The sequence below is a fragment of the Pedobacter sp. Leaf176 genome (genome assembly GCF_001424305.1).
Classification (GTDB): domain Bacteria; phylum Bacteroidota; class Bacteroidia; order Sphingobacteriales; family Sphingobacteriaceae; genus Pedobacter.
Genome location: NZ_LMPD01000003.1, coordinates 672,992 through 689,221, shown reverse-complemented (window position 1 = coordinate 689,221; position 16,230 = coordinate 672,992). Strand labels below are relative to the sequence as shown.

11 protein-coding genes are annotated in these 16,230 nt (G+C 38.2%); 7 read left to right on the top strand and 4 right to left on the bottom strand.

The features are described from left to right. Positions 1 to 86: 86 nt before the first annotated feature. From rpoB to ASF92_RS11735, 6 genes are all read left to right on the top strand, one after another. Positions 87 to 3,890, top strand: a complete 3,804-nt coding sequence (rpoB, locus tag ASF92_RS11760) for a DNA-directed RNA polymerase subunit beta (RefSeq protein WP_056092804.1) — start codon at positions 87 to 89, stop codon at positions 3,888 to 3,890. Between the two features lie 87 nt (positions 3,891 to 3,977). Next, positions 3,978 to 8,264, top strand: a complete 4,287-nt coding sequence (gene rpoC, locus ASF92_RS11755; protein WP_056092802.1) for a DNA-directed RNA polymerase subunit beta' — start codon at positions 3,978 to 3,980, stop codon at positions 8,262 to 8,264. Positions 8,265 to 8,352: 88 nt separating this feature from the next. Next, positions 8,353 to 8,595 carry a hypothetical protein gene (locus tag ASF92_RS11750; RefSeq protein ID WP_056092798.1) on the top strand — a complete coding sequence of 81 codons (243 nt, stop codon included), beginning with the start codon at positions 8,353 to 8,355 and terminating at the stop codon, positions 8,593 to 8,595. A 64-nt stretch (positions 8,596 to 8,659) separates the two neighbouring features. After that, entirely contained in the window at positions 8,660 to 8,971 is a 312-nt protein-coding gene (locus ASF92_RS11745; protein WP_056092795.1) for a DUF3467 domain-containing protein, read from the top strand. A gap of 77 nt (positions 8,972 to 9,048) precedes the next feature. Next, the gene (locus ASF92_RS11740; protein ID WP_056092792.1) at positions 9,049 to 10,272 is read left to right on the top strand and encodes an OmpP1/FadL family transporter; all 1,224 of its coding nucleotides are present in this window, start codon (positions 9,049 to 9,051) and stop codon (positions 10,270 to 10,272) included. Next, entirely contained in the window at positions 10,266 to 11,570 is a 1,305-nt protein-coding gene (locus ASF92_RS11735) for an SGNH/GDSL hydrolase family protein (protein WP_157263848.1), read from the top strand. Before ASF92_RS11740 ends, ASF92_RS11735 begins: the two co-directional genes overlap by 7 nt. Before the next feature lie 30 nt (positions 11,571 to 11,600). Here ASF92_RS11735 and miaA read toward each other — a convergent pair whose 3' ends face one another. The 4 genes from miaA to ASF92_RS11715 all read right to left on the bottom strand — a co-directional run bounded on the left by miaA (position 11,601) and on the right by ASF92_RS11715 (position 15,475). Then, positions 11,601 to 12,551 carry a tRNA (adenosine(37)-N6)-dimethylallyltransferase MiaA gene (gene miaA / locus ASF92_RS11730; RefSeq protein WP_056092789.1) on the bottom strand — a complete coding sequence of 317 codons (951 nt, stop codon included), beginning with the start codon at positions 12,549 to 12,551 and terminating at the stop codon, positions 11,601 to 11,603. A 67-nt stretch (positions 12,552 to 12,618) separates the two neighbouring features. Continuing rightward, a complete protein-coding gene (locus ASF92_RS11725; RefSeq protein WP_056092786.1) occupies positions 12,619 to 13,269 on the bottom strand; it encodes a hypothetical protein in 651 nt (216 codons plus the stop codon). A 98-nt stretch (positions 13,270 to 13,367) separates the two neighbouring features. Next, positions 13,368 to 14,822 (bottom strand): CCA tRNA nucleotidyltransferase, encoded by a 1,455-nt coding sequence (locus ASF92_RS11720; protein WP_056092782.1) that lies wholly within the window; start codon positions 14,820 to 14,822, stop codon positions 13,368 to 13,370. A gap of 86 nt (positions 14,823 to 14,908) precedes the next feature. Next, the gene (locus ASF92_RS11715; RefSeq protein ID WP_056093300.1) at positions 14,909 to 15,475 is read right to left on the bottom strand and encodes an L-threonylcarbamoyladenylate synthase; all 567 of its coding nucleotides are present in this window, start codon (positions 15,473 to 15,475) and stop codon (positions 14,909 to 14,911) included. A gap of 202 nt (positions 15,476 to 15,677) precedes the next feature. Here ASF92_RS11715 and ASF92_RS11710 point away from each other — a divergent pair, with 202 nt between their 5' ends. Next, the gene (locus tag ASF92_RS11710; RefSeq protein WP_056092779.1) at positions 15,678 to 16,229 is read left to right on the top strand and encodes a DUF4136 domain-containing protein; all 552 of its coding nucleotides are present in this window, start codon (positions 15,678 to 15,680) and stop codon (positions 16,227 to 16,229) included. Position 16,230 lies beyond the last annotated feature (1 nt).

Genomic DNA, 16,230 nt, shown 5'->3' with positions numbered 1-16,230 from the left:
ACACCTCATTTTGCTTGGTTAATGAGAATGTTTCAAACCCGAAACCAAACAAATAGTTTATTCTTAAACTAAAATCTTTTAGTCCATTGGCAAAGACAGTCGAACAAAGAGTAAATTTTGCAACGAGTAAGCACATTATAGACTATCCGGATTTTCTGGATGTGCAATTGCAATCATTCAGAGAATTTTTCCAGATAGATACCACATCAGACGATCGCTCTAGCGAAGGTTTGTTTAAAGTGTTTGCTGAAAACTTTCCAATAACAGATTCAAGAAATATCTTCGTATTGGAGTTTCTTGATTATTTTGTTGATCCGCCACGTTACGATATACATGAATGTATTGAGCGTGGGTTAACCTACAATGTTCCATTAAAAGCAAAGCTAAAGCTTTCTTGTAACGATGTTGAACATGAGGACTTTGAAACCATTATTCAGGATGTGTATTTAGGTACTATCCCGTATATGACACCAAAAGGTACATTTGTGATCAACGGTGCAGAACGTGTTATCGTTTCGCAATTACATCGTTCTCCAGGTGTGTTTTTCGGCCAAAGTCGTCACACAAATGGAACTAAATTGTATTCCGCACGTGTGATACCTTTCAAAGGTTCATGGATCGAGTTTGCTACAGACGTAAACAACGTAATGTATGCATACATCGATCGTAAGAAAAAATTCCCGGTTACCACTTTATTACGTGCTATCGGTTACGATTCTGATAAAGATATCTTAGAACTTTTTGATCTTGCTGACGAAGTAAAAGTTAGTAAATCAGGTTTAAAGAAATATATCGGTCGTAAACTGGCGGCAAGAGTTTTAAAGAAATGGGTTGAAGATTTTGTAGATGAAGATACAGGTGAGGTAGTTTCTATCGACCGTAATGAAGTGATTCTTGAAAGAGAAACCGTTTTAGAAGACGAACACATTGATATGGTTATCGAAGCGGGTGTTAAGACCATCATTCTTTCTAAAGAAGATGGTGCAAGCCAGGCCGATTATACCATTATTTATAATACATTACAAAAAGATACATCAAACTCTGAAAAAGAGGCTGTTGAAAACATCTATCGGGCTTTGCGTAACGCAGAACCACCTGATGAGGAAACTGCACGTGGTATCATTGATCGTTTATTCTTTTCGGATAAACGTTACGATTTGGGAGATGTAGGTCGTTACCGCATCAACCGTAAATTGAAAATGAATACCCCGGATGATGTTAAAGTTTTAACAAAAGCAGATATCATTGCAATTGTTAAATACTTAATTAAATTAATAAACTCTAAAGAAGAGGTGGATGATATTGACCACTTATCAAACCGTCGTGTACGTACGGTAGGTGAGCAATTGTATGCACAATTCGGTGTTGGTTTGGCTCGTATGGCCAGAACAATCCGTGAGCGTATGAACATTCGCGATAACGAGGTTTTTACACCAACTGATTTGATTAACGCCCGTACGTTATCATCAGTAATTAACTCTTTCTTTGGTACAAATCAATTATCTCAGTTCATGGATCAAACCAATCCATTAGCAGAGATTACACACAAACGCCGTTTATCAGCTTTAGGCCCAGGTGGTTTATCACGTGAGCGAGCTGGTTTCGAGGTACGTGACGTTCACTACACGCACTACGGTCGTTTATGTACAATTGAAACTCCTGAAGGACCGAACATTGGTTTGATTTCATCACTTTGTGTGCATGCTAAAATCAATAATTTAGGTTTCATCGAAACGCCATACAAACGTGTTGAAGATGGTAAGGTAGTTGTTGATTCAGATGTTATTTATTTATCTGCTGAAGATGAGGATGGTAAAACCATTGCTCAGGCAAATGCAGAATATGATGATAAAGGTAACTTCATTACACCACGCGTTAAAGCACGTTACGAGGGTGACTTCCCGATTATTGAGCCTGAGAAATTAGACTTAATGGATGTTGCGCCTAACCAGATTACCTCAATTGCTGCTTCGTTAATTCCGTTCTTAGAACACGATGATGCGAACAGGGCTTTGATGGGATCGAACATGCAACGTCAGGCCGTACCATTGTTACGTCCTGAAGCACCAATTGTTGGTACAGGTTTGGAAGGTCGCGTTGCACGCGATTCAAGAACACTTATCAATGCTGAAGGTAACGGCGTTGTCGAATATGTTGATGCAAACGAAATCATCATTAAATATGAACGCAATGAAGATGATCGTTTAGTTTCATTTGAAGGTGACAGCAAAACTTACCGTTTAATTAAGTTTAAGAAAACCAACCAGAATACTTGTATCAACTTGAAACCAATCGTTAAGAAAGGTCAGAAAGTTACTAAAGGACAAGTACTTTGCGAAGGTTATGCAACTGAAAATGGTGAGCTGGCATTAGGAAGAAACTTGAAAGTGGCTTTCATGCCTTGGCAAGGTTTCAACTTTGAGGATGCGATTGTAATCAACGAGCGTATTGTTCGTGATGACGTTTTTACTTCATTGCATATTGAAGAGTTTGAATTAGAAGTACGTGATACTAAACGTGGAGAAGAGGAATTAACACCAGATATCCCGAACGTTTCTGAAGAGGCCACTAAAGACCTTGATGAAAATGGTATCATCCGTGTAGGTGCTGATGTAAAAGAAGGGGATATTTTAATTGGTAAGATTACTCCGAAAGGAGAGTCTGATCCTTCGCCGGAAGAGAAATTACTACGTGCAATCTTTGGAGATAAAGCAGGTGATGTTAAAGACGCGTCTTTGAAAACACCTCCTTCAATTCAGGGTGTGGTAATTGATACTAAATTATTCAGCCGTGCTAAGAAAACTACAAAAGCTGAAGAGAAATCGGCAATTGAGAAATTAGACAAAGGATATAATAACATTACTGAGAAATTAAAAGCAGAATTAGTAGATAAATTATTCACCATCGTAAATGGAAAGACATCACAAGGTGTATTCAATATTTACAAAGAATTATTAGTTGCTAAAGGTGCTAAATTCACTCAGAAAATTTTAGCAGATCTTGATTACAATCACATCAGCCCTAATAAATGGACTACTGATGATGACAAAAACGAGATGATTAAAATGTTGCTTCACAATTACGGTATTCGTGTTAATGAAGAACTCGGCGCTTACAAACGCGATAAATTCGCAATTAGTGTAGGTGATGAGCTTCCTTCGGGAATCGTACAAATGGCAAAAGTTTATGTTGCTAAAAAACGTAAATTAAAAGTAGGTGATAAAATGGCGGGCCGCCACGGTAACAAAGGTATCGTTGCACGTATTGTACGTGACGAGGATATGCCTTTCTTAGCTGATGGTAGTCCTGTTGATATCGTGTTGAATCCACTGGGTGTACCTTCACGTATGAACTTAGGTCAGATTTATGAAACCGTATTGGCATGGGCCGGTAAAGAATTGGGAGTGAAATTTGCTACTCCGATTTTTGATGGTGCTACGCATGATGAGGTTGAAGAATGGATTGCTAAAGCGGGTGTTCCTGCTTCTGGAAAAACCTACTTATACAATGGCTTAACTGGTGAGCGCTTCGATCAGACTACAACAGTAGGTATTATCTATATGTTGAAATTAGGTCACATGGTTGATGATAAAATGCACGCCCGTTCAATCGGACCATACTCATTAATTACACAGCAACCATTGGGTGGTAAAGCCCAGTTCGGTGGTCAACGTTTTGGTGAGATGGAGGTTTGGGCATTAGAGGCATTCGGTGCTGCTAATATTCTTCAGGAGATATTAACCGTTAAATCGGATGATGTTATCGGAAGAGCCAAAACTTACGAAGCCATTGTTAAAGGTGAAAATCTACCAACTCCAGGTGTGCCAGAATCGTTTAACGTATTGGTACACGAGTTACGTGGTTTAGGTTTAGATATTACGTTAGACTAAGTATTAAGTATAAAGTATCGAGTATCAAGAGGGTTAATTCTGTCTTGATACTTAATACTAAGTACTTGCTACTAAAAACAAAAAGATATGTCTTACAAAAAGGATAATAAATTAAAAAGCAATTTCACATCAATCACAATTAGCTTATCGTCTCCGGAAATTATTCTGGAACGTTCGAGCGGTGAGGTGTTGAAACCGGAAACGATTAACTACCGTACTTACAAACCTGAACGTGACGGTTTGTTTTGTGAGCGTATTTTTGGTCCGGTAAAAGATTACGAATGTCATTGCGGTAAATACAAACGTATCCGTTATAAGGGTATTGTTTGTGATCGTTGTGGTGTTGAGGTTACTGAAAAGAAAGTACGTCGTGAGCGTATGGGACACATCGCTTTGGTGGTTCCTGTTGCACACATCTGGTATTTCCGTTCATTGCCAAACAAAATCGGTTATTTATTAGGATTACCTACTAAAAAATTAGATTTAATTATCTATTATGAGCGTTACGTAGTTATTCAGTCAGGCTTAATGGCTGAAGAGGGTATCAATTATATGGACTTCCTGACAGAAGAAGAATATTTAGATATCTTAGATAAATTACCTAAAGAAAACCAATACTTAGATGACAAAGATCCTAATAAATTCATCGCCAAAATGGGTGCTGAAGCATTAGAAGATTTGTTAAAACGTATTAATTTAGATACTTTGTCTTATGATTTACGTCACCAGGCTGCTAACGAAACATCTCAGCAACGTAAAAATGAGGCTTTAAAACGTCTTCAGGTTGTTGAAGCTTTCCGTGGTGCTAATACCCGTATTGAGAATCGCCCTGAGTGGATGATTGTTAAAATCGTTCCGGTTATTCCGCCAGAGTTACGTCCTTTAGTTCCATTAGAAGGCGGTCGTTTTGCAACTTCAGATTTAAATGATTTATACCGTCGTGTAATTATCCGTAACAACCGTTTAAAACGTTTGATCGAGATTAAAGCACCAGAGGTAATTTTACGTAACGAGAAACGTATGTTACAGGAAGCTGTAGATTCGTTATTTGATAACTCACGTAAAGTTAATGCGGTTAAAACTGAAGGTAACCGTGCTTTGAAATCACTTTCAGATATTTTGAAAGGTAAACAAGGTCGTTTCCGTCAGAACTTATTAGGTAAACGTGTGGATTATTCAGCTCGTTCGGTAATTGTTGTAGGCCCTAGCCTTAAATTGCACGAATGCGGTATTCCTAAAGATATGGCTGCTGAGCTCTACAAACCGTTCATTATTCGCAAGATGATTGAGCGTGGTGTGGTAAAAACAGTGAAGTCTGCCAAGAAAATCGTTGATAGAAAAGATCCATTAGTTTGGGATATCTTAGAAAATGTATTGAAAGGTCACCCGGTATTATTAAACCGTGCACCTACATTACACAGATTGGGTATTCAGGCTTTCCAACCAAAATTAATTGAAGGAAAAGCGATCCAGTTACACCCGTTAGTTTGTACTGCATTCAACGCCGATTTTGATGGTGACCAGATGGCTGTCCACTTACCACTAGGTAACGCGGCAATTTTGGAAGCCCAAGTATTAATGTTGGCTGCACACAATATCTTAAACCCTGCAAACGGTACACCAATTACAGTACCATCTCAGGATATGGTTTTGGGTCTTTATTATATTACTAAAGGCCGTAGAACTGATGAGACAAGAGTAGTTAAAGGACAGGACTCTAATTTTTATTCTCCAGAGGAAGTAATTATTGCTTACAATGAGAAAGAATTAGATCTTCATGCTTTCATCAAAGTAAGGGTAAATGTTAAGCAAAACGATGGTTCTATCGTTAATAAATTAACAGAAACTACTGTTGGTAGAGTATTGTTTAACCAATTGGTGCCTCAAGAGGTAGGTTATATCAATGAATTATTAACTAAAAAATCGTTAAGGGATATTATCGGGGAAGTAGTTAAAATGACTGGTATGGCCCGTGCTTCTCAGTTCTTAGATGATATCAAAGAATTAGGTTTCAAAATGGCTTTCCAAGGCGGTTTATCGTTCAACTTACAAGACGTAAACATTCCGGTAGAGAAACACACTTTATTGGAGCAAGCTGCAGCGGAAGTTGAAGAGGTAAGAAACAACTATAACATGGGTTTCATTACCAACAACGAACGTTACAACCAGATAATCGATATCTGGACCCGTATCAACAACAGGTTAACTACTTTCGTTATGACTCAGTTATCTTCAGATAACCAAGGTTTTAACTCAGTTTACATGATGCTTGATTCAGGTGCACGTGGTTCGAAAGAGCAGATTCGTCAGCTTTGCGGAATGCGTGGTTTGATGGCGAAACCTCAGAAATCAGGTTCAGGTGGTGATATCATTGAAAACCCGATTTTATCAAACTTTAAAGAAGGTTTATCGGTATTAGAGTACTTTATCTCTACTCACGGTGCCCGTAAAGGTTTGGCTGATACGGCTTTAAAAACTGCGGATGCGGGTTACTTAACCCGTCGTTTACATGATGTAGCGCAGGATATGATTGTTAATGATAACGATTGTGGCACTTTGAGAGGTATGTATACTACCGCTTTAAAAGATCAGGAAGATATCGTTGAGCCATTATATGACAGGATTCTAGGCCGTACTTCACTACATGATGTATACAATCCTTTAGATAATACATTATTAGTAGGTGCTGGCGAAGATATTAATGAAGAAGTTGCTAAACTGATCGAAGAATCGCCTTTAGAAGGTATTGAAATTCGTTCAGTATTAACTTGCGAAGCTAAACGTGGTGTTTGTGCATTATGTTATGGCCGTAACTTGGCATCTGGTAAACGTGTTCAAAGAGGTGAAGCAGTTGGTGTAATTGCAGCACAGTCAATCGGTGAGCCGGGTACACAGTTAACACTTCGTACTTTCCACGTGGGTGGTACTGCGTCGAACATTGCTGCAGAATCTAACATCGTAGCTAAATTTGATGGTGTTATCGAATTCGAAAATATCCGTACAGTTGATACACAAACTGAAGATGGTACAGTACAAGTAGTATTGGGTCGTTCAGGTGAGTTTAAAATTGTTGAGCCAGGAACCGGACGTATCATTGTAACCAACAATATTCCTTACGGCGCGTTCTTGTTCGTAAAAGAAGGTGATAAGCTTTCAAAAGGTGATAAAATCTGTTCGTGGGATCCGTATAACGCGGTTATTCTTTCCGAATTTGCTGGTAAAGCACAGTTTGATGCCATTATTGAAGGTGTAACCTTCCGTGAAGAATCAGATGAGCAAACTGGTCACCGTGAAAAAGTGATTATCGATACACGTGATAAAACTAAAAACCCTTCTGTTCAAATCGTTGATAAGAAAGGTGAATTTATAAAAGGTTATAACATTCCAGTAGGTGCTCACGTTTCAGTTGATGAAGGTGAAGCCATTCAAACCGGTCAGATTATCGCTAAAATTCCTCGTGCAACTGGTAAAACCCGAGATATTACAGGTGGTTTGCCTCGTGTAACAGAGTTATTTGAGGCTCGTAATCCTTCAAACCCAGCTGTAGTAACTGAGATTGATGGTGTTGTAACGTTAGGTGGTGTTAAACGTGGTAACCGTGAAATTACAATCGAATCTAAAGATGGTGAAGTTAAAAAATACCTAGTTCCATTGTCGAAACACATCCTTGTACAGGATAATGACTTTGTGAAAGCAGGTATGCCTTTATCAGATGGTTCAATTTCTCCGGCAGATATCTTATCAATTAAAGGTCCGGCAGCGGTTCAGGAATACTTAGTAAATGGTATTCAAGAGGTTTACCGTTTGCAAGGTGTTAAAATTAACGATAAGCACTTCGAAGTAATTGTTCACCAGATGATGCAAAAAGTTCACATTGAAGATCCGGGTGATACCATTTTCTTGGAAAACAATGCTGTTGACCGTTGGGATTTTGCTGATGAGAACGACGCAATGTACGACAAGAAAGTAGTTGAAGATGCAGGTGATTCAACAGATTTCAAACCAGGTCAGATTGTTTCATTACGTAGATTAAGAGATGAAAATTCTCAATTGAAACGTAAAGATTTGAAACAGATCACGGTTAGAGATGCAAGACCAGCAACAGCAAGTTCTATCTTACAAGGTATTACTCGTGCATCATTAGGTACTAAATCGTTCATTTCTGCGGCTTCGTTCCAGGAAACTACGAAAGTATTAAATGAGGCGGCGATTGCAGGTAAACGCGACAACATGTTAGGCTTGAAAGAAAACGTGATCGTTGGTCACTTAATACCTTCAGGTACTGGTGTACGTGGTTACGAAAGAATCATCGTTGGTTCTCAGGAAGAATATGATAAGTTATTAGCTTCGAAACAAGAAGAAGTAGAGGCTTAAATATCAATATCTTAAATCAAGTCCTCCACCAAAGTGGAGGACTTTTTTATTTGGAACGGATTTTGTATTTTTAAATAAAATTAGTAGCATGAGTGTTTCTGAGATACAACTTTTTCAAATATTAAAAGCGAAGTTAGGCGAAAATGAAGCAGAACAATTGGTGTCGTTTGTTAAAAATGAAGTGAAGACTGAGTTTGATAACAAACGTGAAATTTTAGCGACGAAAGAAGATATTTCAGGTATGCAAAAAACCATCTATGTAGTTGGTTTAATTCAGTTTTTAGCTATTATTGGCTCTGTAATCGGCATTGTAAATTTTATGATTAAATAGCTTTTATTTAATGAATCTTTTTATAAATCCGCTAATACATAGCGGATTTTTTTATTTTTGGTCTATGGAAGAACAACAGAACGAAAACCAAATAAATATAGAGCTGTCTGAAGAAATTGCGGAAGGTATTTTTTCAAACCTTGCAATTATTACCCATTCAAATACCGAATTCGTATTAGATTTTATCCGAGTAATGCCCGGCTTGCCTAAGGCTAAAGTTAAATCGAGAATCATTTTAACACCAGAACACGCAAAGCGTTTGTTAACTGCTATGGAAGATAACATTCAAAAATTTGAGCATGTTAATGGACGAATTAAAACGCAGGAGGAGCCACCTTTTCCAATGGGCTTTGGCGGGCCAACAGCACAGGCATAAAATTCTATCAAACAAAATAAACAAATACTTGATTGCTATGTTAGCATAGTATACATTTGTGCTATAACCATATATAGATGAAAAAAATTTTATTGAGCGTATTACTATCCGCCCCACTATGGGTTTTGGGGCAGGGTTTCCAGGTTAATTTACAAGGGCAAAAACAAATTGGTATGGCTGGGGCAGGATCTGCTCTGGCACTAGATGAAGCTTCCGTCTTTTTCAATCCAGGGGCGGTTAGTTTCTTAGAGAAAAACTCAATTTCAGCAGGCGTAAACCCATTATTGTTTAAATCGGCTTTTCAGCGGACCGGTTCAAATGTAACAGAAGATGTTAAAAATAAAATTGCACCTCCGTTCGAATTTTACGCCGTTTGGGGACCAAAATCTAACCGTTGGAAGTTAGGATTGGGTGTTTACACGCCCTTTGGCGGCTTGGTGGATTGGGGTGACAACTGGTCTGGTAAATATGCTTTGACCTCATTAAACTTGAAAGCGATTTATGTTCAGCCTACATTGAGTGTGAAGATTACAGATCAGATTGGTATCGGTGCAGGTTTTGTGTACAACCATGGCGATGTAAACCTTCAGAGGGCACTTCCGGTAAATTATCCTGATGGCCGATCAGGTAAGGCGACGCTTGATGGTACCGGCAAGGGTTATGGCTGGAACGCAGGTATTTACATCAAAACTTTAAGCAACGTTACTTTTGCAATTGTTCATAAATCTAAAGTAGTTACTAAGTTAGAGGCAGGTTCTGCAGAATTTGATGTTCCGAATTCCTTAAGAACTTCTTTCCCTTCAGGAAATACGTTTAATGCCGAATTGCCTTTACCGGCTACAACAAGTTTAGGTATTGGAATTCCATTGTCGAAAAGCACATTGCTTGCATTCGACGCAAGTTGGGTACAATGGCATGTTTATCAGGATTTATCCTTTGACTATGCAACCAATACTCCGGCACTTGCTGATACAAAATCTGCCCGGAACTATCGTGATGGTTCTTCATTTAAGTTGGGTATTAATCACCAGGCTTCCGATAAGTTAGCTTTGCGGGCGGGTGTGGGATATGCCTTTAGTCCTGTTCAGGATGGCTACGTAACACCGGAAGCACCGGATGCAGACCGTTACATTTTGAGTGCCGGGGCAGGTTATGCTTTTACCCCGAAGTTTGAGGTGAATGCTTCATTCTTCTTTGAAGATGTTAAATCTCGCAAACAAAAAAATATCGAAACCGGTTTAGATGGTACGTTCAAAACTTTGGTTTACGCGCCGGGTATTTCATTAACTTATAAATGGTAGGAGGATTTCAGATGAGAAAATATACATTCAATTGGTTTTTGGCGGCCGTAATCCTTTTAGCAGCAGCTTGCAAACCAGATATCGATACCGCAGTTGCTACGTCAGCCGGACAGGCTAATTTTAGTAAGTATATTGCAGTTGGTAACTCTTTAACATCTGGTTTCGCAGATGGGGGGTTATATCTTGAGGGACAAAAAGTAGCCTATCCAAACTTAATCGCTGCGCAAATGGCTACAGTGGGTGGCGGAAGCTTTACTTCTCCATTTTTTACGGATGCTCAAGCAAACGGTTCTGGCTATTTAACATTATCAGCACTTATAAATGGTAGTCCGACTTTAACAAATGTGACCAGTAATCTTGCTTATCGTGATGCGGCTGGTCGTTTAACAAAATATACTGGTGAAGTTCAGAATATTGGTATTCCTGGCATGCGTGTTGATTTGGCATTTGCTGCACCATTTGGCGCTGCAAATCCATATTTAGAGCGTTTATTGACTGATTCACAAGTAGGAACGGTAAGTTATTTCCAATTTATCCAAGGTAGAAATCATACTTTCTTTTCTTTATGGTTAGGCAATAACGATGCTTTAGGCTATGCTACCAATGGCGGCGTTACTACTGATGCGACAAATGTTTTAACTGACAAATCTACCTTTGCTTTGCTGTATTCTAATCTTGTAAACGCTTTAACAGTAGGCGGAGCTAAGGGTGTTGTAGCAACAATTCCTGATGTTACTGCAATTCCTTACTTCAATACAGTAACTGTAGCGGCTTTATTAAATGCAGCCAAGGCAATCAATCCTGCTGCTGCCGCAATCTATATCCAAACAGGAACTAATACGGTAAGGGCTGCAACTGCGGAAGATTTAATTCGTTTACCATTTCAATCAGCTGGTTTATTCGGTGTTCCAAATGCTTCGGGCCTTCCTTATGGATTACATCCTCTGAATCCAATTGTTAATAGTTGGGTTTTAGATAAAGATGAAATCATAAAGGTTAAAGATTATGTTATTAGCTATAACAGTACCATTAAGTCGTTAGCCGATAGTAAAGGACTAGCAATTGCAGACACCTACAGCTATCTTAACCAGGTTAAAACGGGCGTAGTAGTACAAGGGGTTGGAATTAATTCTTCCTTTATAACGGGTGGCGCTTTTTCTTTAGATGGGGTTCACTTAACACCTCGTGGTAACGCGGTAATTGCCAATGTATTCATTGATGCAATAAATGGTAAGTATGGTTCGAATATGCCGACTGTCAATATTACTGAGTACAGAGGGGTTAAATTTCCTAATTAATAATAACTAAAACTAAACCGATAGAAGGCCTTAATGTAAATTGGGGCCTTTTGTCGTTTCACTTGACGCGAGTCTTTCATTTATTCGCACAATTACCGCTCTCGTTTGACCAGGCTCGAACCAGTTAATTTCTTGGTCCCGTTTAAACCAGGTTAGCTGTCTTTTAGCAAAACGCCGGGTATTTTGTTTAATTAAAGCTACAGCATTATTCAGCGTAATTTTTTCGTCCAGGTAATCAAAAATTTCACTGTAACCAACTGTATTCAGTGCATTATGTTTTTTAAAATCAATTAAGGATTTCACTTCTTCCAATAAACCATTTTCCATCATCTTATCTACCCGAAGGTTAATTCGCTCGTAAAGTTTAGCGCGATCAGTATTTAAACCTATTTTAATGATGTTGAACGTCCTTTGCTTTTTAGTAAAGGATAACATCGAAGAAAGTTTTTGTCCTGTTGATAGAACAACTTCTAAACCTCTTATCATCCGTTGGGGATTATTCTGGTCAACCTTTTCAAAATATTCTTGATCGAGCAGCTTAAGCTGATTTTGAATTACTTCCAACCCCTCGTTTTCAAGCTGCATGTTTAATTTTTCCCGGATTGCTAAATCGATCTCAGGCATTTCATCCAAGCCATTTAATACAGCATTTATGTACAACCCGCTGCCACCAACCATTATGGCTAAATCTTGATTCTGGAAAATGGTATCAATCACTTTTAACGCTTCAATTTCAAAGTCTCCTGTACTAAAAAGCTGGGTTACAGAGTGTGAATTAATAAAATGATGTTTAGCTGAAGCAAGTTCATTAACGTCGGGTTTCGCGGTGCCAATCTCCATTTCCGAGTAAAACTGCCTTGAATCTGCAGATAGGATTTCAGTATTATAGTGCCTTGCAAGCGCTATCGCCAAAGCTGTTTTACCAATTGCGGTTGGGCCTACAATAGCAATTAAAGTTTTTCGGTTCTGGCTTTCACGCATAAGTTCAAGTATAAAAAAACTGCCGGATGATTTGTCCGACAGTTGAGTATTTTAATGGAAATGGTTATTAATAGTCGTCTTTATGGGTGTCATCTTCATAAGTTTCACTGTCTGAAAATTCATCACCAAATTCATCGCCATCTTCAGCAACCTCATCGTCGTCATGTTCTTCCTCGTTGATGCCCATTTCGCCCATTGCTTCTAATTCATCAGTGTCTTCAGGTACAAAATTCATTTCATTAAGGAAATCAAATTCGCTCGCTGAAGCTGTCGCACCACGTGGGTCTACAGACTGCGGGCTGTTTTGTTCCATAATTTTTGGTGCTTCACCCAAACTTTTTGCAAGAAAAGGGTACTCGATATGCGGATCGGCATCTAAAATGATTTTAATCAACTCAACGTGAAAATCGTATGGGCGGTCAAAATTGTAGGTATAGTAAAATTTTTGATGTGGATCCTCAATAAAACCGCTAAGTTTTGAGTTTTCCATTAAAACAACCCTGTCTTTTTTGCGCTCACTTGGCAGGTAAGCAATTTCGTCTCCTTTCAGCCAATTATCAGTGCTTACATAAAAAGATGAAGACTTCTCGGAATTGTAACCAGTAGATTTATGAATTGCTTTATGTAAATCTTCAAACGTCTGATTAGATTTAATGTCGATTTCTCTCACTACATCATCAAAGTCTTCAAAAGTAATTTTAAATTTATAAATAGCCATTAGTATTTTTTGGAGCTGTAAAAATAAAGTTAATTAGTTTTATCACAAAACAGCGTATGTGATTAAAATGTTGCCTAGCTGCTGTTATCGCGATTAAATTATTTATTAACAGGATTTAATCCCATTTGTTTTGCCAGATTTACCATAAAGTTAAACGCCTCATTGTAATCATTTGTTATCTCACCTTCTAAAATCGCCTCCCGAACGGCATTTTTTATAATCCCAACCTCTCTGCCGGCATCCAATGCAAATATTTCCATGATATCATTGCCTGAAATAGGTGGTTGCCAATTTCTTATTTTGTCGCGCTCTTCAACATCTTTCAGCTTTTGTTTAACTAATTCAAAATTATTACGATACTTGGCTTTTTTATATTCATTTTTAGTTGTTACATCTGCATTGCAAAGCAGCATTAAACTTTCAATTTCCTCACCAGCATCGAATAACAACCGTCGAACAGCCGAATCGGTTACAACATCCTGGGCCAGAACTATAGGGCGGAGGTGAAGCTGAACCAGTTTCTGCACAAACTTCATTTTATCGTTTAAAGGCAATTTAAGCTGACTAAAGATTTTGGGAACCATTCTGGCGCCTTTGTCCTCATGGCCATGAAAGGTCCAGCCGTGGCCTTCTTCAAAGCGCTTGGTGGCAGGCTTTGCAATGTCATGTAAAATGGCAGCCCAACGCAACCATAAATCATCTGTATTTTCACAAATATTATCAAGTACTTCTAACGTGTGGTAGAAGTTATCTTTATGCCCTTTACCATTAATAATATCGACGCCAAAAAGTTGCGCCATTTGGGGGAAAATAATATGAAGTAATCCTGTATCAAATAGTAATTTAAAGCCAATTGATGGTTTTTTTGATAAAATAATTTTATTTAATTCATCCGTTATACGTTCTTTAGAAACAATGCTTATCCGTTCTTTTTGTAATTTTATTGCTTTTAGCGCAGCCTCATCTATATTGAAATTCAATTGTGATGCAAACCTTATTGCCCTCATCATTCTTAATGGATCATCAGAGAATGTAATTTCTGGGTCAAGTGGCGTACGGATGAGTCTATTTTGTAAATCTTGAATACCATTAAAAGGATCCAATAAAGAACCGAAATGATTTGTATTTAAATTGATAGCTAGCGCATTTATCGTAAAATCGCGGCGCAGTTGATCATCTTCCAATGTGCCATCTTCAACAATTGGTTTTCTTGATTCCGAGCGGTAAGACTCTTTTCTTGCACCTACAAATTCGATTTCCAAGTCGTTAAATTTAATATTTGCGGTGCCAAAATTTTTAAAAATAGCAACTTTTGTATTCAGCTTCCTGCCAACAGCTTCAGCATAGTCTATTCCACTACCTATCACGACAACATCAATATCTTTGGATGGCCGGTTTAAGAATAAATCGCGGACAAAGCCACCAACAACGTAAGCCTCGATGCTGTTTTTATCAGCTATGACCGATAAGGTTTTAAAAATCGGATTTTGTAAATGAACCCCTAAATCCCCTAATGGAGACTTCTCATGTCTATCGCTCAAATTAAATTCCATATTCCGGGGGTAATAATTTTCAAAAATAAGAAAAACATTCGGTGATGATTTATTAAAGTTTAAAGCCCTCAAAGGGGTTTGGGGTATTACTTGCGAATAAACTCGAATTGGCCACCCGGAGAAAGTTTCATAATGGTTGATGGTTTTTTTGATGTTCTGTTTTCTTGTTCGAAATCTACAACATAATCAACTGCATCGATAATTTCGGAACTGATATCATCAAAGTTTTTAGGTGATGGCTCGCCACTTAAGTTTGCTGATGTAGAAACAATTGGTTTACGAAATCGCTGAATTAGCGGCGTGCAGAAATCGTGTTTTACGATTCTTATTCCCACGCTACCATCTTCATTAATCACATTATTCGCTAAGTTTTTTGCTCCTGAAAAAATAATTGTCAGTGGGTTTTCAGCATATTCAATTAAATCGTAAGCTATCTCGGGCGCTTCGGTAACATAACTTTGTAATTTGCTGTCAACATCAAGAAGAACTATCAAACTCTTCTCTGCCGGGCGGTTTTTAATTTTCAGAATTTTATCAACAGCTTCCGGATTGCTTGCATCACACCCCAAACCCCAAATTGTATCTGTGGGGTAAAGTATAACACCGCCTGATTTTAAAACTTCTAAAGCTTTATTAATTTCTTCTTTAAGCATGTTGCAAAGGTAATTTTTTCTGCAATATGTTAAATCTCCAAATTGCTCTAACATTTAACATTTGCTTTAAAACAATGGGTATTTCCTGACGTTTTACTAAAAACAATTGGAAAGTAAAATAATTCTTATCGTTTTTGATTTCATATAAAAAAATCGTTATTTTTAATACAGGTTATTTAAAAACATAAACACATATTAACAAATGAAAATTTTTCAGAAATTAATAATGCTGATTGCAGTTGTGATCACATTAGCCGGATGTTCATCGCTCCGGACCGCTTCAGATTATGACAAAAATGTAGATCTGAATGCTTACAAAACTTATAATTTTTACGATAAAGGCATTGCAAGGGTTAAGCTAAACAATCTTGATAAAAGAAGGTTAATGGCCGCTGTTGAAGCCGAGATGAATGCTAAGGGCTTTACGAAATCCAACCGGCCTGATTTATTGGTAAACCTTGTTGTTGTTGCTCGGGAAAAAACTGACTTCTATGGTCCTGCCTACTACGGCGGATGGGGTTGGGGCTGGGGCTGGCGTGGTGGTTGGGGCGGATGGGGCTCTAACTATGTAAACCAATACATTGAAGGTACAATTATCATTGACTTCCTGGATCCGGCTAAAAAAATACTGTTCTGGCATGGTCAGGGGGCAGGTTTTAATCTTGATAATTTCAGCAAAAGAGAGCAACGTTTATATACAGGCGTAAAAGAAATTTTGGCCCAATATCCGCCAAATGCGATAGCAGCGAAATAAT

Bases quoted from the DNA above. Each gene is read 5' to 3' on its own strand.
- rpoC (WP_056092802.1), top strand. From the start codon at position 3,978: ATGTCTTACAAAAAGGATAATAAATTAAAAAGCAATTTCACATCAATC.
- ASF92_RS11750 (WP_056092798.1), top strand. From the start codon at position 8,353: ATGAGTGTTTCTGAGATACAACTTTTTCAAATATTAAAAGCGAAGTTA.
- ASF92_RS11745 (WP_056092795.1), top strand. From the start codon at position 8,660: ATGGAAGAACAACAGAACGAAAACCAAATAAATATAGAGCTGTCTGAA.
- ASF92_RS11740 (WP_056092792.1), top strand. From the start codon at position 9,049: ATGAAAAAAATTTTATTGAGCGTATTACTATCCGCCCCACTATGGGTT.
- ASF92_RS11735 (WP_157263848.1), top strand. From the start codon at position 10,266: ATGGTAGGAGGATTTCAGATGAGAAAATATACATTCAATTGGTTTTTG.
- miaA (WP_056092789.1), bottom strand. From the start codon at position 12,551: ATGCGTGAAAGCCAGAACCGAAAAACTTTAATTGCTATTGTAGGCCCA.
- ASF92_RS11725 (WP_056092786.1), bottom strand. From the start codon at position 13,269: ATGGCTATTTATAAATTTAAAATTACTTTTGAAGACTTTGATGATGTA.
- ASF92_RS11720 (WP_056092782.1), bottom strand. From the start codon at position 14,822: ATGGAATTTAATTTGAGCGATAGACATGAGAAGTCTCCATTAGGGGAT.
- ASF92_RS11715 (WP_056093300.1), bottom strand. From the start codon at position 15,475: ATGCTTAAAGAAGAAATTAATAAAGCTTTAGAAGTTTTAAAATCAGGC.
- ASF92_RS11710 (WP_056092779.1), top strand. From the start codon at position 15,678: ATGAAAATTTTTCAGAAATTAATAATGCTGATTGCAGTTGTGATCACA.